A 20339-nucleotide genomic window follows, 5' to 3' on the forward strand; every position below is an offset into this window, starting at 1 on the left:
GATGTTCTTGAAGATATAGCTGGTGTGAGTATAGATGTTTATCTTGGGGTTTCTGAAAATATGAGTATTCCAAATGGAATTAATCTTACGCAGGAAAGAATTGTAAGTGATGGAAACTTAAGGGTTTTGAGTGAGTTGAAGCGTTCGGGCAGTATATTTGAAATCATTGCGTATGAGATTAAAAATGGTTATTTGCTCATTATGAGAGATGTCACCGATGAGAGATTAGCCAGGGAGAAACTTACGGCTCAAGAACGACTTTCAGTTATAGGACAATTAGCTGCTGGGATAGCTCACGATTTTAATAATATGTTAAATGTTGTTTTGGGGATTTCGGAGCTGATGTTGAGGGATGCGGAACTTCCTGATAAGTTCAGGAAGAAAGTTGAGATGATAATAAATCAGATCTATCGGGCTTCCAACTTGACGAAACAGATACTTGATTTTTCAAGAAAGTCAATTTATCAGAAGCAGGTTATAAATCTTGTTCAATTTATGAAGGAGGTAATATCACTTTTAAAGAGGACATTGCCAGAAAATATCAAAATTAATTTCAGGTATGATAGGGAGCATTTGATTTATGCTGATGCAACATCAATTCAGCAGGTGATAATGAATCTTGCCATCAATGCAAGGGATGCTATGCCCGAGGGTGGGGATTTAAATTTTGAGGTTAGTCAAACTGGACCGCCAAAAGAAATTTTTATGCCGATATCTCAAAGAGAGGTTGTAGATGAAAAAGAACTTATTGATAAGCAGTGGATTGTTATAACCGTGTCAGATACAGGTGTGGGGATACCTGAAAATATAATTGATAAGATATTTGAGCCATTTTTTACAACTAAGCCAAGGAGTAAAGGGACTGGTCTTGGATTAAGTCAAGTATATGGGATTATTCGTGAACATGGGGGTTATATCAATGTTAAATCAAAGGTTGGTAAGGGAACGACATTTTATATATATTTACCCGAGTTTGTGTCGCTTGAAGTCAAACCCGAATTAAATGAGGAAGAAGAGAAATACATTTCTGGTCAAGGGGAGGTGATTTTGCTTGTTGAGGATGATCCTGAAGTTATAGAAGTCAATTGTCAAATTCTTGAAACTTTAAATTATCAAGTTTTAAAGGCAACGGATGCGTTTTCGGCAATTGAGGTGTATCGTGAAAACAAGGATAAAATAGCTGTTGTTATATCTGATTTTTTAATGCCTGGGATGAACGGTGTGGAACTTTATAAAAGGTTGAAGGAAATAAATCCTTATGTTAAGTTTATAATTTTGAGTGGCTATATGGAAGGGGGTGATAGTTCAGTGCTTGGAGGTGGAATACCGCAAGAAGAAGGTTCTATTTATTGGACATATAAGCCAATTAAGGTTAAGGAGATATCGGAGTTAATTCGTCGTGTATTGCCCCCCCGTAGAACACAGGATTTTTTCTTGTGAATATGGTTTTTGTTTGTTTTACCGAGCATTTCTTCAATGTTAAGTTTTCCAAACTCTTTCCTCACAAATTGTAGATATTCAGTTATTTCACAATTTTTTGGCATTCCATTAAATGGTTATATATCAACTTGTTTAAAACCCCTTCAATCGCTCTTAATTTAATAAACACTTCCTCTTTTCACTTGCCAATCATCTTCTCCACGCCTTCAATCTGCCCTTTCATACAATTAAGTCGCTTGGCCATGTTCTTTTTAGGTGTTCGCTTGAATTTATCATTTTGCTTGATTATATTTTTTTGTCCCGTGAGCAGAGGTCAAACAAAGCTTTAAAGATAAATGCCTGAGTTTGTTCATCTTCATAATCACTCCCATTATAGCATTCTTGATGCGATAAGCACGATTGATGGTATAATTGAGTCCGCTGTTGAGAATAAGATGTCCGCTGTTGCTCTTACGGACCACGGGGTTTTGTTTGGTGCTCTTGAATTTTACATAAAGGCAAGGGAAGCGGGTGTAAAGCCAATAATAGGTAGCGAGGTTTACATCATCACCGACGGTTCAAGATTTGACAAAACTAAGGGAAGCAGGGATGAGGAATCTGACCTTGCAGTGAGAAACAAAAGGACACACTATAAGCATCTTGTCCTTTTGGCGAAGGATCAAACCGGGTGGAAAAATCTTATAAAACTTATCACAATAGGTCATACCGAGGGGTTTTATTACAAGCCAAGGATTGATATGGAAGTTTTAGAAAAGTATCGTGATGGATTGGTAGCTCTTTCTGCTTGTATCGGTGGAGTTATATCTGCGCATCTTGTTGACGGTGATTATGATAAGGCAAGAGAGATGGCGAGGAGGTTCAAGGACCTTTTCGGTGATGATTTTTATCTTGAGATTCAGAATCATTTTATAGATAAGGAGCTCCCTGTTCTTCAGGGGATGCCACGGCTTGCAAAAGAGCTTGGGATAAAGCTTGTGGCGACGAACGATTGCCATTACATCAAGCGTGAACACGCAATCCCACACAACATTTTTATTTCAATCCAAGATAAAAATTCCGTCAGGGACATCTATCAGCTAAAATATGGAACTGACCAAGTTTATTTCAAAGGCGCTGAGGAGATGTATGAGGCGTTTAAAGATTTTCCTGAGGCGATTGAGGCGACGCTTGAGATAGCAGAAAAGTGTAATCTTGAAATTGAACTTGGGAAAAATTATCTCCCCCACTTTCCAATCCCTGAAAATGCTGGTGTTAGGACACCTGAGGAATACCTTGAGAAACTCGCTTGGGAAGGATTGCAAAGAAGATATAAAAATATAACTCGGGAAATTGAAGACCGTCTCAAATATGAGCTTGATGTGATAAAGAGGATGGGTTTTTCAACTTATTTTTTGATCGTTCAGGACTTTATAAATCAAGCGAGAAAGATGGGTGTTGCTGTTGGTCCAGGGAGAGGTTCAGCAGCTGGCTCACTTGTTTCATACGCTCTTGGGATTACAAATATTGATCCACTGAAGTATGATTTGCTTTTTGAGAGATTTTTAAACCCGGAGCGAGTTTCAATGCCTGATATTGATGTTGATTTTGCAGATGATAAAAGGGACTTGGTGATTGATTATGTCAAGAAAAAATACGGGGAGAAATCCGTTGCTCAGATAATCACCTTTGGGACGCTTTCATCAAGGGCTGTGATAAGGGATGTTGGAAGAGTTCTTGGGATTTCACTTCAGACGGTTGATTCAATAACGAAGAACATACCTGTTCAACTTGGCAAGCCACTTTCACTTAAGGAAGCGATTGAGACTGTTCCTGAGCTTGAATGGTTAAAAACGACGAGCGATCCCAAGTTGAAGGAGTTAGTTCAGTATTCGCTTGTTCTTGAAGGTTTGAATAGACATCCATCAACGCATGCTGCTGGTGTTGTGATTGCCCCTGGGGATATAAGCGATTATGTCCCGCTTTATCAGACATCTCAGACGGAATTGATGACCCAGTTTGACAAAGATTATCTTGAAAAGGCGGGGCTTTTGAAAATTGACATGCTTGGGCTCAGGACGCTTACGGTAATTGTGAACACTTTGAAGTTGATCAAGCAAAATTATGGGATTGAAATAAACATTGACGAGATTCCGCTTGATGATGAAAAGACATATGAGCTTTTGGGCGAGGGTAGAACAGTTGGTGTGTTTCAGTTTGAAAGTTCCGGGATGCAAGAATATCTGAGAAAGTTGAAGCCGTCAAATTTAAACGACCTCGCTGTTATGAATGCTCTTTATAGACCCGGACCGATGCAGATGATTGATGATTACATCGCAAGGAAGCATGGGGAAAAACCGATTGAATATCTACACCCAAAGCTTGAGCCAATTTTGAAGGAAACATTTGGTATTGTAGTTTATCAAGAGCAGGTTATGCAAATTGCAAACCAGATAGCTGGTTTTTCACTTGCAAAAGCGGATTTGATGAGAAGGGCGATGGGGAAGAAGGATAAAGAGTTGATGGCTAAGCAAAGGGATGAATTTATTGAGGGTGCCGTTAAAAATGGGGTTGACAGAAAAATTGCGGAGGAGATTTTTGACATGCTTGAAAAGTTCGCTTCGTATGGATTTAACAAGAGTCACGCTGTTGCCTACGCTTACATTGCCTATCAAACTGCTTATTTGAAAGCTCATTTCCCTGCCGAGTTTATGGCTGCGACTATGTCAAGTGAATTGAACAATACGGATAAGATCGTTCAGTTCATTGATGATTGCAGAAAGATGGGTATCAAGGTTTTGCCACCGGATGTTAATGAAAGCAATCTTGATTTCACAGTGATAGATAAGAACACGATAAGGTTTGGTCTCGGGGCGATAAAAAATGTCGGTGAAAACGCTGTGAATGAGATTATTCGCGCGAGAAATGAAGGTGGGAAGTTCAAAAATATCTTTGATTTTTGTGCAAGGGTTGATCTAAGGGTTGTTAATAAGCGTGCAATTGAAAGTTTGATTCAAGCAGGAGCTTTTGATTCGTTGAATTGTGGTCACAGGGCTCAGCTGCTTCAATCGGTTGAGTTGGCGTTAAACTATGGAGAGAAAGTCAAGAGGGATAGAAGGAATGGACAGGTTGGATTGTTTGATCTTTTCACAACTGAATTTGAGAACGAGAATTATCCGCCACTTCCAGAAGTCAAACCATGGAGCGAGATGGAAAAACTTTCCTACGAGAGGGCAGTGCTTGGATTTTATGTCTCAGGTCACCCTTTGATGAGATATTTTGATGATGTTCAGACATTTGCTACTGTAAAACTTGGTGAACCTGAGTCTGTGGGAGAAGGTCAAGTTGTTCGTGCGTGTGGAGTTATAACCGATATGAAGACGAAACTTGACAAAAATAAAAATCAAATGTTAATTTTTGAGCTTGAGGACTTCACTGGCAAAGCTGAATGTGTCGCCTTCAGCGAAGTTTACAAAAATTATTCAAGACATCTCACGATTGAAGGACTTGTGATGGTTGTTGGTAAAGCGGATGTGCGTGGAAACCAGCTATATATTCAAGTCAACGAGGTCTATCCTCTAAGCGATGTGAGGGAAATCTTCACTTATAAAATCGTTATTTTTGTCGATAAAAATGAACCTGAAGAGAAAGGGCGCAAACTTGCTGAAATTCTCAAAGATAGCGACGAGGGAAATTGTTTTATTGAGATTGATGTTAAAGATAACGGAAGTGTAATTCAAAGGTTTGAAATTTCAAATTTGTTCGTCAAACCGAGTGGTAAATTGATCAACACACTTAAAAGTTTATTTGGCGATGAAAATGTCAAACTAATTCCAAAATAAAAAGGAGATAAAATGTCAAAGAACATAATTGAACTGACCGACGCAAACTTTGACGAGGAGGTTCTCAAGTCAGATAAGCTTGTCCTCGTGGATTTCTGGGCTGAATGGTGCGCCCCTTGTAGGATGATAGCACCGATAGTTGAAGAAATAGCCCAGGAGTATGCTGACAGATTGAAGGTAGGAAAGTTAAATGTTGATTACAATCCCAAGACAGCTATGAGATATGGGATAATGAGCATCCCAACGCTTATGCTTTTTCAAAATGGGCGAGTCCTTGAGCAAATAGTTGGAGCTATGCCGAAGAGAAATTTACTTGCGCGACTTGAAAAATATCTCCAGCCAGTGTAAAGCGTTAGAGGGGAGACCATCGGTGTCTCCCTTTTTTATTTTTAAACAAAACATCTTGAACGCCAAATGATAAGAGTTCTATTTCTTTGCACAGGAAACTCTTGCAGAAGCCAAATGGCTGAAGGTTTATTAAGACATTTTGGAAATGATAAATTTGAGGTTTATTCAGCTGGGACAAATCCCTCTTTTGTTCATCCACTTGCTATTGAAGCGATGAGAGAAATCGGCATAGATATCTCTTGGCATAGATCAAAAAGTGTGATGGAGTTTATAGGTCAAAATTTTGATTATGTTATAACTGTTTGCGATAAGGCAAAGGAATCTTGTCCGACTTTCCCTGGCGATGTAAAGAGAATTCATTGGAGTTTTGAAGACCCAGCCGAGGCAACTGGAACAAAGGAAGAAAGAATGAAAGTTTTTAGAAAGGTCCGTGAGCAAATAAAAGAACATATACTTTCATTTATAAAGGAAGTCGCAATGAAACGGGAGGAAGAAAATGCTTCTGGCGATTGATATTGGAAACACGCACACTGTTTTCGGGATTTACAGGGATGGGAAATTAATTCACGATTGGAGGGTTTCAAGTTTGATAACACGGACTGAGGATGAGACATGGCTTCTTGTCAAATTTTTTTGTTCGGATGCAAATGTTGATGTTGGGGACATAACTGGCGTTGGGATTTCGTCGGTTGTCCCGAATTTGACGGATGTTTTCCTTTGGATGAGTAGAAAGCACTTTAAGGTTGAGCCAGTTGTCATATCTTCTGAAATTGATCTCGGTGTTAAAATTTTATACGATGACCCAACAGCTGTTGGTGCTGACAGGTTATGTAACGCTGTTGCTGGTTTTACAAAGTATGGTGGTCCGGTTATAATAGTTGATTTTGGAACTGCGACGACTTACGATGTTGTATCTGAAAGAGGTGAATATCTTGGGGGTGTCATTGCTCCTGGGATTGAAACAAGTGCAGCTGAACTTCACAGAAGAGCTGCTAAACTTCCAAAAATTGAACTTCATTTCCCCAAGAGCGTCATCGGTAAAAATACTGTATCAAGCATGCAATCGGGGATAATGTATGGTGCTGTTGATGCAATGGAAGGTATGATAAGAAGGATTAAGGAGGTTGTTGGGCAAAGGGCTAAAGTTATAGCTACGGGCGGGCTTGCTAAGACGATAATTGAGCATACAAAAGTGATTGATTTTTACGAGCCATCGCTTGTGCTTGATGGGATTTACATAATCTACAACAGGGTTAAAAATTCAAAATGAAATTTCAACTCATAATTTTCACAAGTTTGCTTTCGGCGATCAAAACATCAAGAAGCTCGTAAATTTTGACCGATTTTGTTTTCCCCTTGACGACTATACTTCCAAGTTCTCGGACCTTGAAGAAATCCTTAACTTTCGCGTAAGTATATTCGCTTATAATTATGTTCGTCCCAAATTCTTTATTTACCGCTTCAAGACGAGCACCGAGGTTCACACTATCACCTATGACGGTGTAATTAAACCTCCCGTAACCACCGAGGTTGCCAACGATCATTTCACCGGTATTTATCCCAACTCTCATATAGAGAAGGGGTTTTCCCTCTTTTTCCCATTTTATCCGTAATTTTTCAAGTTCAAATTGCATTTTCAAAGCGCAAAGACAAGCCCTCAAAGCGTGATCGGGATAATAAATCGGTGCGCCCCAAAAGGCAACGAGCGCATCGCCAATATATTTGTCAAGCGTTCCACCATATTTGAAGATCACTTTTGTCATCGTTTCAAAATACTCGTTTAATATGTTAAATATAAACTCCGGTGGATATGCCTCGCTTATCGTTGTGAAGTTCCAGAGGTCAGTGAAAAGAACAGTCATCTCTCTTTTTTCTCCACCAAGGCGAACGATATCTGGATTTGATATCAACTGATTAACAACGGATGGATGAACATAATAGCTGAAAATCCGTTTGATGACTCTCTTTTGCTTTCTCTCTATAAAGTATTGGTAAGCGACAGAGCCGATATATGTGGAAAGCCCACCGAGAATTGGGGAGATAGTGGGTAAAATTAAATTCTCTTTAAACATCAAGAAAGAGAAATAAATCCATAACCCGAAGTAGAGAAGTAAAAATAAAATGTTTAGGAGCTCGGATACGAACTCGGGGCGTAATTTCAACTTCCTTATGTTTGTAGCAACAAGAAAACTGATCAGAGCAAATACGAAAACGATCAAAAACGATAGCAAAGGTGGAGTTTTCTTTATAAACTTTCTTTCAATAACGGTTGCTATAGCGTTTGCGTGTATTTCAACGCCATACATCAAATTGCTTTCATCTTTTACAAACGGAACCGGGAGCAAGTCGCCAAGTTCGGACTTAAACTCTGGTATAGCGCTTCCGATTACGACGATTTTATCTTTGAAAACATTGTCGTGTAAGAGTCCGTATTCGGGGTTATCAAATGTATTTATATCTCCATATTCAACTTCATCTTTTGTTTTAAATTCTTGATCGTCAAGCACATCAATGAAACTTATATATCTAAAAGTCCCAGCTGGACCTGCGTAGTTTATGAGCCAGGTTTTTTCATCAAATTTTGGAATTTTTATATTACCCAGTTGGAAAAAACCATTTTCAAAGGGTGTTCTAGCTGGGAAATCATAGACGGAATCAATTTTTAAGTTGTAATAAGCGAGCAAAACGGCAAGCCCAAAACTTGGGAAGATTGTGTCCCCAACTGAAAAAACAGGCACATAGCGTCTGCAAACACCATCATAATCCCTTAGGACCTCAACGATGCCAGGAGATGAGTTCGGAGTTCCGATAAAAATATTGCGGAGTAAATTCTTTGTTTCAATAATTCGTCCTTTAAATTTTATGTCTTTTGTTTCACGCCCAGCAAGAATAACATTTCCGGCTTCTTCTATCGCTTTTTGAAAGTCCATATCATTGTTTGGATTTAAATCCGGCGAATCAAAATTAATATCAAAGGCGATAACCTTTGCTCCCGCTTTTTTCAAGTTCCTGACAATTTTAGCATAATAACTTCTTGGCCAAGGCCATTTCACTGGAGCTCTATCAAGCGATACCTCATCTATCGCAACTATGAGAATATCCGATGAATCAGCATAATTTTGTTTTACCCCTCTATAATTAAAGCGAAGGTCTAATGTTTTCAATTCAACACCTGTTAGAGCCGGGATGAATTCAACCGTGAGAAAAGCGATTAGCGAGCCAATAAGAGACACAAGTAAAGCGACTTTTGAAAAATCAAATTTTAATTTGCTCATATCAAAAACTTATCTTGTAAGTTAAATATGCTACAACATCAATGGACTCGTGAAGTAGGAAATTACATTTCAAATTCAAGCTTTGATTTCTTGCGATTTCCCTCTCTCCGCCGAAATAAATGTAAAGACGACCTAAATTCCCAAAACTTGGCGCTATGTTACCCCAAATACGCATATTTTTAAATCTGTAGTCCGCACCAAAACCGATCAAAATATAATTGAACTTTTGCTCCGCTGATCCAACGACTCTACCGGTTGAATCATACAGCGGTTTTTTAAACTTTGAATTATACATTCCAAACTGGAAATTCCCACGCAAGTTGTCATTTACATTTGAAAACATTGAGAGGGATAAATTCGCGTTGTTAAAATCAGCATTTGTTTTTGTCCTGTCATCGGAGCCGGAGATTGAAAATGAGATGTTGACTTGATTTTTGAAAAGGTATTCAAAATAATAGCTGATGTCAAAACTTATTTTGTTGACGATGAGGTTGAAAGCTCGCGATGAATCAAGCGGGATGCCGTTATCGCTTTTATTTTGAGTATAAGTTACACTCATGGTTGGAAGATTCGCAAGCGGAGAATACATTGCTGAAATCTCCCAGTTGATGAACTTCGTTGTGTAATCGCGCTGTTTTTTCGTGTTGTCGTTCAAGTTTTCAAAACGGAATGTCAAGAATAGTTGATTCCTTAAAAATCTTAACCTATCAAAGATTCTAAACCCTTGGATGTCTTGTCTTAGATATGGTTGACCGAAGGAGAGATATTCATTGCCGTGAAATATGTAATCAATCTTCAAAAAGTTGCCAAAGTAATTTAAGTTCAGACCCGCTTCATAAGCCAGCGATGAAAGAGCAAATGGATTTATCGGAACGATGTATTGGTTTAAAGGGACAAATTTCTCAATCAGTGGTTTGTATTTTTTCAAGTTATCCCTTAAAGATGGCGTATCTTTCAAAAGTGAGTCAATATCCGCTTCAGTCCAACTTGATGCATTTAAATTCTCATTTCGCACGCTTAACGCCCCGTATGCTCTAAATTCCGTCCTTGCATTATCAAGTGAAAGAATTAAATTTGTTCCAATTGCTACATTCTTCTGTGGGTTTCCTCCGAAACGAATGGAAGCTTTATCGTCCTGCGAGACAAGATAAGTAAATCCAAGTTCAAAATTTCTCTTGAATTTAAATGCTGGTTTTACCGCAAGGAGATTTCTCTCATAAGTTCCGTAGTTGTAAATCAATATCTTTCTATTTGTCGTGTCATAGACGCTATTTTGTGGCAGGGTTTCGCCTTTTAAACTGTCAATCGGGATTTCTTTTTCAACGAGCCCTTCAATTCCTCTTCTTGTTTGACCATTTACAACCTCAATTTGAAAATATCTAAGGTCAATCTTGCTGTAAATTCCCCTGACCCTATAACCGCTTAATATAAGGGGTGAGAAATTTGGATACACGTCACCATAGCTAACCTTCACCCAATCAAGAAGGTTACCCTCAACTAAAAACCTATGCTGCGGTTGTATTGTCGCTTTTTCTTCGCTTGTCAAGTATAAGTTTGTGTTAAGATTGAAAAAACTATAACTCCCGGTGAAGTTTGCGCGCCCGCGGACATAAAAATTGCTGTTTGATTGTACTTTCTCCTGTCGTAGCTCAATCTCAAAGTTTGAGCGATAATTGAAAGCCCTTTCACTTTCAGCGATTTCCGTTGGCGATAAAATCGTAAACCCCCAAGATGTGCTTGTTACGACTTTTTCTGTCGTGTCTTTCAAGATAATTGTAACTTTGTGTGACCCCGGTTTAATTGGAAATTTAAAATTATCCGGGACAAAAGTGACAAGTTCGGATGTTATGATGCACATAGATGTCACATCGGTTTTGTCAAATAAAACTTGACTTTTTTCCGGAGCGAAGTTTTCAACTTCAATTAGAGATGCGGAGATTAAAACTTCATCAGGACGAACGACGGTCCCTGGCTCTGGGCTTAACACTATAATTTTCCCCGGGGCTTTAACTTCAATTATTGGTATTCGCAAGAGTTCATCCGGGGCTTTGTCTGGATAATGTTTTATCCCTCCGCTTTTGTCCGTCGCTTCAATGAAAATTTCCATTTCAGGTGCCTTTACATCTTCGCCAGGGAGCGTCACTATTGTGAAGTTTTCTTGCGATGGGTAAATTTCAATCAATTTAAATCTTTCATCAACGCTTGACTTGTAAAACAATTTCACTTTGACGATGTTGCTTACATCGGTAAATTCAATCCTGAGTTTCAAATTTTCACCACTAATGCCCTTTTGAAGTGGGATGACATTAAAAACTTGTTGAGCAGGGGAAATTGTTGAGATAATAAAGATAAAAAGAAACGGCGAAATTAGGTGTCGCATTAAATTATTTTTCTTTTATTTTAATCCTTATTTCTTTTCCTTCCCCCGTTTTCCCTCTTATCTCAATCTCTCTCTTTTCAATTGCTCTTCTTATTTCCTGTGACTTCTGCTGTTCTGATTCTGTCATTTGTCTTGTTGTTATTTCACCGACCTTTGTAGAGATGCCGATTTCCCCCGCTTTTACAGTTCTACTGATGTTTGAAATTTTGTTAAAGAAATCCACTTCACCTTCTCTAACCATAAGCGTATCCGCATCCGTCCGCGATATCAAAACGCCTTCAGTTCCTCTTATTGTCGCAACTGATAAAGGCGTTGTGAATTCAAACTTTCCCTTTACCTTAGTTACTTTGAAGTCAACTCCACCGTTTTCAACATTGATTTTCCTTGAATAATTACCCTTTGGATTTTCTCCGAGAACCTCAAGGACAGTTTTTTCACCAACGCGTAGAAAGCTCCCGTCAAGGAACTTGATCAACAAGAATGACTTTTCATCTGTTTTCACGAGCGTTCCAGATTCAAGCCCAAGACCTTTTTGAGTTGGTTTCCATTGATCAGCTTTGGGCGGTTTGTGATATGCCTTATTCTTTACAAGTTGAACTATAGCAATCGTAGGCGCATAATTTATAAAACCAAAAAATAAAATCGCAATTATAAAAGTTAAACCAACTTTTGGAATTTTCCCTTTCATAGCTGTTTTGAAATTTTATTTTACTTCAACTTCGGCTCCAAGGTCAGCTAATTGCTGTCTTATAGCCCTTAAAATCTCCTCAATCTCACCTTGCGTCGCTGGTCTACCATCAATCAGGATCACAAAATCACTTACAATTTTGCTCAAAAGTTCAGCTATCTCCGAATTCCCAGCTTGCTTAAAGGCGTTTACTAAATTGTCAAGAGTTTTTTTCTCCGTTGGGGTTAACTTAGATACAACAGCCTCTGTTGTCGTTTGACCTAAATTTACACTGAAGTTCCATATCTCACTTCTTATCTCCTCAATCCCACGACTTCCTGATATCGTTGATTTCACATACCAGTAATAGCTTTTACCATTCTCAAGAGGCAAAGCTTCGCGGGGATATTGAACTTGAGATTCAGTTGTTTTATATCTCCATCTCAAATTTTTATCTCCCGAGACGACCTCTTCAGGCGTTGTTTGGTTTGGTAATTTCTCGTAGACGAAAATTTCAAACTCTTTGAAATTAGGCGCAATCCATTTGAATATCGGAAATTGCGTTCTAACTTCGGACTCATAACTTGGTGATACGAGGTCAATCCTTGATGGATTTGTGATTTCGTAAACTTTCTCCCATGTAGATAAAATCCCCAGCTCAGATTCATCAAGTAATTGTATCACAAATCTATAACTTCCAGCTGGCAATCTACCTGTTGATTGTGCGAGGTCTTTTATCTTATTTATCTTATCCTCATAAATTTTTGTCCTATCTTTATCGCTTTTTATACCTGCTTTTCCCGAGGCGAGGTCTTGATTTGTAAAGCTTAAAATTCTGTTGACCTCAAATGGTAAGCTCCAAGCGTCAGCGAAAATTTCTTCCGGTTCATTTCCAATTTTGGCGAACACTTGAAAGTGAAGTTTCAAATTTCTGGGGGTATCACTTGTTATCGTCACGGTAAATAAAAGTGGCAAATCCTTTAACCTGCTGACATCAAGGTCGGCGATGTTAACTTGTTCAAGCGATGCAGGGGCAGTTACTTGCAAATTCACCTGCCCAAAGGCAGTAGCGAAAACTGTTAATGTAAGGATAAAAAACTTTCTCATGGCGTCCTCAAAAATTTATTTTTCTTTCGCTTTGAAATTAAATTCAAGAACAATTAAATGCCGTGAACGAGGTCACACTTAAAAGTGAACGATATCATTGTATATGACAAATATCATCAAGATGATTAAAATGATTATCCCTACTTGCTGGATGGCTATCTTTACTTTGTATGAGAGTTCTCTTCTTATAATTCCCTCAATTATTAAAACCGCAAGATGCCCTCCATCAAGCCCCGGGAATGGGAATATATTTAAAAACGCCAAGCTTATGCTCAATATCGCCATAAATCCGAGAAAGGCTGTAAAACCGATATCCGCACTTTGAGTTGCAAATTTGGCAATTCGCACAGGTCCAGCAATGCCCTTTTTGAGTGGAATTTCCCCGGTTATAAGTTGTTTAATGCCGTTTACCGTGAGAGATGATATTCTATAGACCTCCTTTATTCCGTTAAGGAATGCCTCAAATGGGTTGTAGCTTTCCTTTTTAATCGGACCGGTATATGTGCCTGTTATTTGTATTCCAATTCTACCATCGGGGTCTGGAGTGATTTTCTGTAAAAGTTCTTTTCCATCGCGCTTTATCTTTAATGTGATTTCTTTCCCAGCGTTTGACTTTATGATGGATGTGAGTTGTGCTGGGGTGTAAATTTTTTCATTGTTAACAGCAAGTATAACATCTCTCGGTTGTATTCCAACTTTTTCAGCAGGACGACCTGGCTCAATAGCCATGACCATTGTCTCTGTGTACAAGGGTAGAATGCCAATGGACTCATCAAGTGCGAACTCAGAAATTTTTGACCTTGGTATTGAAATTAAAACTTTTTCATCACCGCGTTTAACTTCAAAATTTAAATCGCTTGTCAATTCATCAATGAAGGCAATTCTAAATATATCATCCCAATATTTCACTTTCTTTCCGTTTATGCTCAAAATTTTATCTCCCTCTTTAAATCCCGCTTCATAGCCGGGTGAATTTGGAATGACATAACCAACCTCTGTAACATCCCTGAAAGTTTTCCCCTCTATCATAAAAATTAACCAAAAGAGGAAAATCGCAAGCAACATATTCATCAAAACACCAGCGGTTATAACGAAAAATTTTTGATGAAAGGGCTTGCTTCTGAATTCATATGGTTTTGGCTCACTTCCTATAAAACCAGCATCCAAGCTTTCATCAACCATCCCTGCAATTTTAACATACCCTCCAAGTGGGAATGCGGAGATTCTATAATCAGTTTCACCGATTTTCTTCCCGAATAACCTTGTTCCAAAGCCGATTGAGAAGACCTCAACCTTCATCTTTGAAAGTTTCGCGGCTATGAAGTGCCCGAATTCATGGACGAGCACGAGAACACCGATCGTTATCGCAAAGTAGAAAATAGTTTTTATTACTTCCATAGATTAATCTACTCCCTCCAAATTTTTTACAAAGTTCCTTGTTTCAGCATCAACTTTTAAAATATCCTCAAGGTCAGGGTTAAACTTGGGTTTATGTGCATCAAGCGATTTTTTTATGATCTTTGGTATTTCCGTGAACTTTATTTTTCTGTTCAAGAATAAATCAACGGCGATTTCATTCGCAGCGTTCAAGACGGTTGGATAAGTTCCACCGAGTTTCGCTACTTCATAAGCGATCTTTAAACATTCAAACTTTTCAAGGTCAGGCTCAAGAAAAGTGAATTGCCCAATTTTAGTGAAATCAAGTTCCCCATAACTTGCTTTGACCCTATCGGGGTAAGTTAAAGCGTATTGTATCGGGATTTTCATATCCGGAACGCCAAGTTGTGCTTTTATTGAGCCATCAACGAATTCAACCATTGAATGAATTATTGATTGCGGGTGAATCACGACTTTAATTTTTTCAACTGGTAATCCAAAAAGCCAATGCGCTTCAATGACTTCAAGACCTTTGTTCATCAATGTCGCCGAATCAATTGTTATTTTATTACCCATCTTCCAGTTTGGGTGTTTCAAAGCTTCCTCAACGCTCACATTCTCAAGCTCCGATTTGTCTCTGTTTAAGAATGGACCACCAGAAGCAGTAAGTATTAGCTTATTAACATTTGAAATTCTTTCCCCAACGAGACATTGAAAGATAGCGTTGTGTTCACTATCAACCGGGATGAGCTGGACATCGTTCTCATTGATGAGTTTCTTTATTATTTCACCAGCTACGACAAGTGTTTCTTTATTTGCAAGAGCGATTCTTTTTTTACTTTCAATGGCTCTTATAGTTGGTTTAAGTCCGGAAAAACCGACAAGCGAATTTAAAACAATGTCAACATCATCCCTGCTAACTATTTCAAGAAGTCCTTCCTCCCCGGATAAGACCTCAACTTGACCATTTACAAGTTTTGAAAATTCTTCAGCTCTTTTCTTGTCAAAGATCGCTACACCTTTTGGTTTGAGTAGTTTTACCTGCTCAGAGAGAAGTTCTATGTTTTTGTTTACGGCAAGATATGTAACTTTAAATTTATCTGGGAAATTTAAAATTACATCAATTGCATTCCTTCCAATTGACCCAGTTGAGCCAAGTATAGCGATGTTCTTCATCGCTGGTTTTGTTGGGATTTTTTTCATCTTTTCCAAGACAATTTATAAAAGCAGGTGAAATTAACCAAATTAAATCTCTATCTCCATGCCTTCTGATGCAACCATTAGATTGAACTTGTATTTTCTCTTTTTGACTTCATTTTTGCAATGCTCAAAAATTTCATCAATCATATTATCGGTGTGCATATGGTCGTGATGAAATAACAATAGGCGTTTGACTTGACCTTCGTGCGCAACTCTAAGCGTGAAAAGATAATGGGAATGTCCCCAGCCGACCTTTTCAATGTATTCTTCCGGTGTGTATGTCGTATCGTGGATTAAAAGATCTGCGCCTCTTACGAAGTCAAAAATTCTCTGGTTCGGGTCACCCGGAACACTGTCAAATCTTTCTATGACTTCCTTTTCCCAGTTGAAAAGATACGGCGTTATCTCCCTGTCAAAAGGTTCATTATCACTTATGTAAACGATGCTTTTGTTGTTAAAAGTGATTCTATAACCGAGTGTAAAGCCGGGATGATTGACATAAATCGTTTGAACGGTTGCATCGTAAATTTTGAATTCTTCCTCACCGACTTGAAGGAACTTTATGCTTGCTTTAAGTTCGCTCAATCTAACAGGAAAATAAACCCTATCCATTTGATCGGCGACGATTTGCTCAAGTGTTTTCGTCCTCGCACCTGAGCCGACAATTGTGAATTCGTTTCCTGAGATAAAAATTGGTTTGAAGAACGGGAACCCTTGAATGTGGTCCCAGTGCGGATGAGTTATCATTATATAGGCACGGATTGACTCGCCCTTGCGCATGAGATAATTGCCCAAATTTTTAATCCCTGTTCCAGAGTCAAGAATTATCAAATTATTGTCGTCAAGTTTTAGTTCAATGCAGGGAGTGTTCCCCCCGTAACGGACCGTGTCCTTTCCTGGCGTAGGGATTGAACCCCTACAGCCCCAAATTTTTAATTTCATAACTGACCCCCTTTAAATTCTTATATTCCCTTGAAAGTTCAACATAATGAATAGCTGATTCTTCAATTGCTTTCTTTTCATCCTCGGTTAATTCACGAACCACTTTAGCTGGAACGCCAGCCACCAGTGTTCCCTCCGGGACAACAAAGCCCTGTCTTACAAGCGAACCAGCAGCAACAAGCGAGTATGATTGAACTTCAGCCCCGTCAAGTACTACTGCCCCCATTCCAATTAAACATTTGTCGCGTACGATCGCCCCGTGTAAAATTGCACCATGTCCAACTGTTACATCGTTTCCGACGATAAGTGGATATTTCTGCGTGGTTACATGGAGTATGCATCCATCTTGTATGTTTGTCCTTTCGCCGATCCTTATATAGTTAACATCACCTCTTATCACCGCATTGAACCAAATGTTTGAGTCCCTGCCTATGACGACATCACCAATGACAACAGCCCCTTCAGCTATGAAAACCGATTCATCAATTTCTGGAAACTTACCTCTATATGACAAAATTTTCATTTCTTCACCTCCATTGATTTATTTCAAATTTATCAGGTTTTGTCCTTTCTTCCAACTTTTAAGTTCAACGATTATATTTCCGATAAAAAGTTTTAATTTACCTTTTAAAGGTATCGCCATTTTATCAGAGCTTATCCATCCCGTAAAGTTGCCAGTCAAACCAAAGAATCCAATATAATTTGCCTTTCCATCAATTTCATATGTTTCAATCGGGCTGTCAAATGCGTCAATTTTTACCCGTGTTTTTTTCTTCCCAAAGTTTATCAAAGTTATGCCTTTTACCCCTTCAATAAAGGTCGGCAAAAGCACCGTCTTTTTAATGTATGCGTTTGAACGCGCATAATAAAAAAGCGAGGGACCATCGCAATATAGAGTTGTAATTTTAACCGTGTCAATTTTATTCCCGCGGGTGTTGTATTCAAGGTTATGATAATTCTTCTCAACAACATACCCTGGCAAATTTTCAATTAACTTGTATTTTACGCTTTGATAGTATTTCTTCTCCCTTTGCTCGCTCCAATAACTATGTGCTATGAATCTTGAATCAAAAACCGCCTCAAATTTTGCATGTATATCAACGAATGGAACAGAATATGAATCAATATCTACCCTGACCTTGTAAAACTGTTTCCCGTTGTTTGTGAATTTATCAATCACCTTGAACTTAACCTGACCGAGTTTAAAAAAGAGATATTTGACCTCATAGACAAGTTCTTCACCGACTTGAATAAAAGATGTATCAAATGGTTTTTCAAATCTTTCATATTCCTGTTGGTAGAAAACTCCATTCATCAATGCGAAAATAATAAAGAAGACGAAATTCATTATTCTTCGGGCGACGAGCTTTTTCTTTGAGTTCTTCTCCTTGCTGCGAGTTTTTCTTCAATTTTCGCTTCAATTTGCTGTTGTGCAGTGATAATCCTCTCCTCAAGTATCCTTTGGTAAGCAACTATTTCGCTCGTTTGCTGTTTCAATACATCGGCCAGGGTTTTCAAGTCATTTGTTGTGACCTCAATTTTGCCGGCTGTCCCTTCAAAACTGTCAAGTATGTTCTTTTCAACCGACTTCGTCGATTTTGATAAGTTGAACACCCCAACAGCGACGATGGTTGAAAGAATTATCACTATGACGAAGCCAAGGACAAGAGCTGTTCTATTTGAGGCAATTTTAGAAAGCACCGCGTCAAACTTTGCGCTGTTTTCATCAACCTTTGCCGAAACCTCTTTAATTCCACTGTTTATCTCGTCGGTTGATTTTTTTACTGCGCCGACATTCCCATCAACACTTGCTACAATCTTTTCAACATTTGAAATCCTTTCCCTCAAGCCACGGTTTTGTGCCTCAACATTTGAAATTTTCTTCAAAACCTGTTCCGTCCCATTTGAAATTGTTGCAACTTTTGAGTCAAGTCTTTCAATTTTTGATGAGAGTTCATCCCTGATTTGATTTACACTCTGATCCAGTTTTTGGTCAAATTCACTCCTCAATGAATTGACTTTTTCGTTCAATGAGTTGTCAATTGCTTCAAGTTTTTTCATTACATCGTCAACTGAATACTTTGTCTGTTGTTGAACTTGAGCAAATAAGATTGATGACAGCGCAAAAATAAAAAATAGCAATTTGACTTTCATCTTATCATCCCGATTTGTTTTTTATTTTTGAAGCCCCGCAGAATCGCGCGCGGGGCAAGGATTTTCTTATCTATTTACAGCGAGCATCTTTTCCGCCTGTGGCATTAGCTCAAGCGCTTTCTGGAATTGTTCATCTATTTCAAGCATCACAGGATACCAACCCTCATATTTCCATATAAACCTTGCTATGTGCGCTTTCAATGTCGTCTTTATGTATGATAAATCCTTCCTGAACTGTTCTTCATCCCATTTAATCCCTCTTGAAATGATGAATTTTTTGAAGTTTTCAAGCATCTCATCGCTTATCTGGAAATCACGCTTGAAAAGTTCAAAATTGTTTCCGTACTTGTTCCTTATTTCGCTCCCCTTTGAATCCATGAAGTTGGAAATGAAAATGTAAAACAGGTTGTTCCTTCTTATGTCAACGGATAAGTCGGTTAAAGTTTGCGTCTTCACAACCACATCCGGGACTATCCCACCCTTACCATAAACAGAACGATTCAAAATTTTTGTGTGATAAATTGTTTTTGAAGTATCTCCTGCTTCTTTAATATATTTTTTGCCCTCATATGGTTTTTGGATTAATCTGCCACTTGGGGTATAATATCTTGCGGTTGTCAATCTTATCGCTGAACCGTCGTTTAAAGGGAATTGCCTTTGGACGAGACCTTTTCCAAATGTCGTGTCCCCAACTATCAAGCCCCTATCCCAATCCTGGATTGCTCCAGCAACTATTTCACTTCCAGATGCACTGCCTTGATTTACAAGTAAAATCACCGGAACCTTTTCAAGTTCACCTTCAGATGTTGCATAAAATTCCTCATTATATTCTGGAAGGCGACCTTTCGTATAAACTATCAACTTGCCTTTGGGTAAAAATTCATCAGCTATTCTAACCGCCTCAGAAAGTAAACCACCCGGATTATTTCTTAAATCAAGAATAAGTTTTTTCATCCCTTGCGCCTTGAGCTTTGAAACCACCTCCTTAAACTCACGATCGGTGGTCTCTGAAAATCTGTTTATGTGGATATAGCCCACATCTTTTGTAACCATCACCCCAACATCAATGCTATAGATTGAAATTTTGTCCCTTGTTATAACAAATTCAAGCGGTTCTTTTACACCAGCTCTTAAAATTGTCACCTTTACCTTTGTTCCCTTCGGACCCCTGAGCTTCCTTACAACATCTTCATTTTTCAAACCGATGGCTGATGTGTCATTTATTTTAATTATCTTATCTCCCGCCATTATCCCAAGTTGTTCGCTTGGTCCGCCTGAAATCGGTGTGACAACATTTATCGTGTCATTTATTATTGTGAATTCAATCCCTATACCTTCAAAACTTCCCCTTATATCTTCATTCACTCTTTCCATTGCCTTCGCTGGGATGTAAACAGAGTGCGGATCAAGAATCCCAAGCATCCCCTCTATTGCTGCTTCAACAAGTGTTTGGGTGTCAATTTTATCAACATAGTTTTTTCTCGCCAGATTTAAGACATCGTTTAACTTCATTATTTGGACATAGATATCGTCACTTGAAAACAAACTGTTTAAATTAACCCCGATTATAATCCCAATCACAAGGACTATCGCCATTGTAAGCGTTGAAAATTTCTGCCTGAGCATCTTCT

The 20339-nt window shown here is 38.6% G+C and carries 16 protein-coding genes; 5 read left to right on the forward strand and 11 right to left on the reverse strand.

What is annotated here, in order from left to right:
• The 5 genes from FKZ43_RS07820 to FKZ43_RS07840 form a co-directional block, all read left to right on the forward strand.
• On the forward strand, positions 1-1440 hold a 1440-nt coding region (locus FKZ43_RS07820; RefSeq protein ID WP_140945330.1), incomplete at its 5' end, for a hybrid sensor histidine kinase/response regulator.
• Between the two features lie 335 nt (positions 1441-1775).
• Complete coding sequence (gene dnaE / locus FKZ43_RS07825) at positions 1776-5258, forward strand: DNA polymerase III subunit alpha (RefSeq protein WP_140945331.1); 3483 nt, start codon at positions 1776-1778, stop codon at positions 5256-5258.
• Between the two features lie 12 nt (positions 5259-5270).
• On the forward strand, positions 5271-5606 hold the full coding sequence (trxA, locus tag FKZ43_RS07830) for a thioredoxin (protein WP_140945332.1): 336 nt from the start codon (positions 5271-5273) through the stop codon (positions 5604-5606).
• A 66-nt stretch (positions 5607-5672) separates the two neighbouring features.
• Positions 5673-6119, forward strand: a complete 447-nt coding sequence (locus FKZ43_RS07835) for an arsenate reductase ArsC (protein WP_140945333.1) — start codon at positions 5673-5675, stop codon at positions 6117-6119.
• Positions 6103-6876 (forward strand): type III pantothenate kinase, encoded by a 774-nt coding sequence (locus tag FKZ43_RS07840; RefSeq protein WP_140945334.1) that lies wholly within the window; start codon positions 6103-6105, stop codon positions 6874-6876. Before FKZ43_RS07835 ends, FKZ43_RS07840 begins: the two co-directional genes overlap by 17 nt.
• A 4-nt stretch (positions 6877-6880) precedes the next feature.
• Here FKZ43_RS07840 and FKZ43_RS07845 read toward each other — a convergent pair whose 3' ends face one another.
• The 11 genes from FKZ43_RS07845 to FKZ43_RS07895 form a co-directional block, all read right to left on the reverse strand.
• Positions 6881-8881, reverse strand: coding sequence for a CHASE2 domain-containing protein (locus FKZ43_RS07845; RefSeq protein WP_140945335.1), 2001 nt, complete (start codon positions 8879-8881; stop codon positions 6881-6883).
• A 1-nt stretch (position 8882) separates the two neighbouring features.
• Positions 8883-11261 carry a hypothetical protein gene (locus FKZ43_RS07850; protein WP_140945336.1) on the reverse strand — a complete coding sequence of 793 codons (2379 nt, stop codon included), beginning with the start codon at positions 11259-11261 and terminating at the stop codon, positions 8883-8885.
• A 4-nt stretch (positions 11262-11265) separates the two neighbouring features.
• The gene (locus tag FKZ43_RS07855; RefSeq protein WP_140945337.1) at positions 11266-11949 is read right to left on the reverse strand and encodes a FecR family protein; all 684 of its coding nucleotides are present in this window, start codon (positions 11947-11949) and stop codon (positions 11266-11268) included.
• 15 nt (positions 11950-11964) lie between these two features.
• On the reverse strand, positions 11965-13035 hold the full coding sequence (locus tag FKZ43_RS07860) for a hypothetical protein (protein ID WP_140945338.1): 1071 nt from the start codon (positions 13033-13035) through the stop codon (positions 11965-11967).
• Positions 13036-13113: 78 nt separating this feature from the next.
• On the reverse strand, positions 13114-14433 hold the full coding sequence (rseP, locus tag FKZ43_RS07865; RefSeq protein ID WP_235894722.1) for an RIP metalloprotease RseP: 1320 nt from the start codon (positions 14431-14433) through the stop codon (positions 13114-13116).
• 3 nt (positions 14434-14436) lie between these two features.
• On the reverse strand, positions 14437-15588 hold the full coding sequence (locus FKZ43_RS07870) for a 1-deoxy-D-xylulose-5-phosphate reductoisomerase (protein WP_140945405.1): 1152 nt from the start codon (positions 15586-15588) through the stop codon (positions 14437-14439).
• Positions 15589-15657: 69 nt separating this feature from the next.
• Entirely contained in the window at positions 15658-16554 is an 897-nt protein-coding gene (locus FKZ43_RS07875; RefSeq protein WP_140945339.1) for an MBL fold metallo-hydrolase, read from the reverse strand.
• Positions 16529-17077, reverse strand: coding sequence for a gamma carbonic anhydrase family protein (locus FKZ43_RS07880; protein WP_140945340.1), 549 nt, complete (start codon positions 17075-17077; stop codon positions 16529-16531). The genes FKZ43_RS07875 and FKZ43_RS07880 overlap by 26 nt, the downstream gene beginning before the upstream one ends.
• 18 nt (positions 17078-17095) lie before the next feature.
• Positions 17096-17902 carry a DUF3108 domain-containing protein gene (locus FKZ43_RS07885; protein ID WP_140945341.1) on the reverse strand — a complete coding sequence of 269 codons (807 nt, stop codon included), beginning with the start codon at positions 17900-17902 and terminating at the stop codon, positions 17096-17098.
• Positions 17902-18708 carry a hypothetical protein gene (locus FKZ43_RS07890; RefSeq protein WP_140945342.1) on the reverse strand — a complete coding sequence of 269 codons (807 nt, stop codon included), beginning with the start codon at positions 18706-18708 and terminating at the stop codon, positions 17902-17904. Before FKZ43_RS07890 ends, FKZ43_RS07885 begins: the two co-directional genes overlap by 1 nt.
• 66 nt (positions 18709-18774) lie before the next feature.
• Entirely contained in the window at positions 18775-20334 is a 1560-nt protein-coding gene (locus tag FKZ43_RS07895) for a S41 family peptidase (protein WP_140945343.1), read from the reverse strand.
• Positions 20335-20339: the final 5 nt, after the last annotated feature.

The organism is Candidatus Thermokryptus mobilis (genome assembly GCF_900070205.1).
GTDB lineage: Bacteria > Bacteroidota > Ignavibacteria > Kryptoniales > Kryptoniaceae > Kryptonium > Kryptonium mobile.

Coding starts and splice junctions, on each gene's coding strand:
- dnaE (WP_140945331.1), top strand. CDS start 1,776: ATGCCTGAGTTTGTTCATCTTCATAATCACTCCCATTATAGCATTCTT.
- trxA (WP_140945332.1), top strand. CDS start 5,271: ATGTCAAAGAACATAATTGAACTGACCGACGCAAACTTTGACGAGGAG.
- FKZ43_RS07835 (WP_140945333.1), top strand. CDS start 5,673: ATGATAAGAGTTCTATTTCTTTGCACAGGAAACTCTTGCAGAAGCCAA.
- FKZ43_RS07840 (WP_140945334.1), top strand. CDS start 6,103: ATGCTTCTGGCGATTGATATTGGAAACACGCACACTGTTTTCGGGATT.
- FKZ43_RS07845 (WP_140945335.1), bottom strand. CDS start 8,881: ATGAGCAAATTAAAATTTGATTTTTCAAAAGTCGCTTTACTTGTGTCT.
- FKZ43_RS07850 (WP_140945336.1), bottom strand. CDS start 11,261: ATGCGACACCTAATTTCGCCGTTTCTTTTTATCTTTATTATCTCAACA.
- FKZ43_RS07855 (WP_140945337.1), bottom strand. CDS start 11,949: ATGAAAGGGAAAATTCCAAAAGTTGGTTTAACTTTTATAATTGCGATT.
- FKZ43_RS07860 (WP_140945338.1), bottom strand. CDS start 13,035: ATGAGAAAGTTTTTTATCCTTACATTAACAGTTTTCGCTACTGCCTTT.
- rseP (WP_235894722.1), bottom strand. CDS start 14,433: ATGGAAGTAATAAAAACTATTTTCTACTTTGCGATAACGATCGGTGTT.
- FKZ43_RS07870 (WP_140945405.1), bottom strand. CDS start 15,588: ATGAAGAACATCGCTATACTTGGCTCAACTGGGTCAATTGGAAGGAAT.
- FKZ43_RS07875 (WP_140945339.1), bottom strand. CDS start 16,554: ATGAAATTAAAAATTTGGGGCTGTAGGGGTTCAATCCCTACGCCAGGA.
- FKZ43_RS07880 (WP_140945340.1), bottom strand. CDS start 17,077: ATGAAAATTTTGTCATATAGAGGTAAGTTTCCAGAAATTGATGAATCG.
- FKZ43_RS07885 (WP_140945341.1), bottom strand. CDS start 17,902: ATGAATTTCGTCTTCTTTATTATTTTCGCATTGATGAATGGAGTTTTC.
- FKZ43_RS07890 (WP_140945342.1), bottom strand. CDS start 18,708: ATGAAAGTCAAATTGCTATTTTTTATTTTTGCGCTGTCATCAATCTTA.
- FKZ43_RS07895 (WP_140945343.1), bottom strand. CDS start 20,334: ATGCTCAGGCAGAAATTTTCAACGCTTACAATGGCGATAGTCCTTGTG.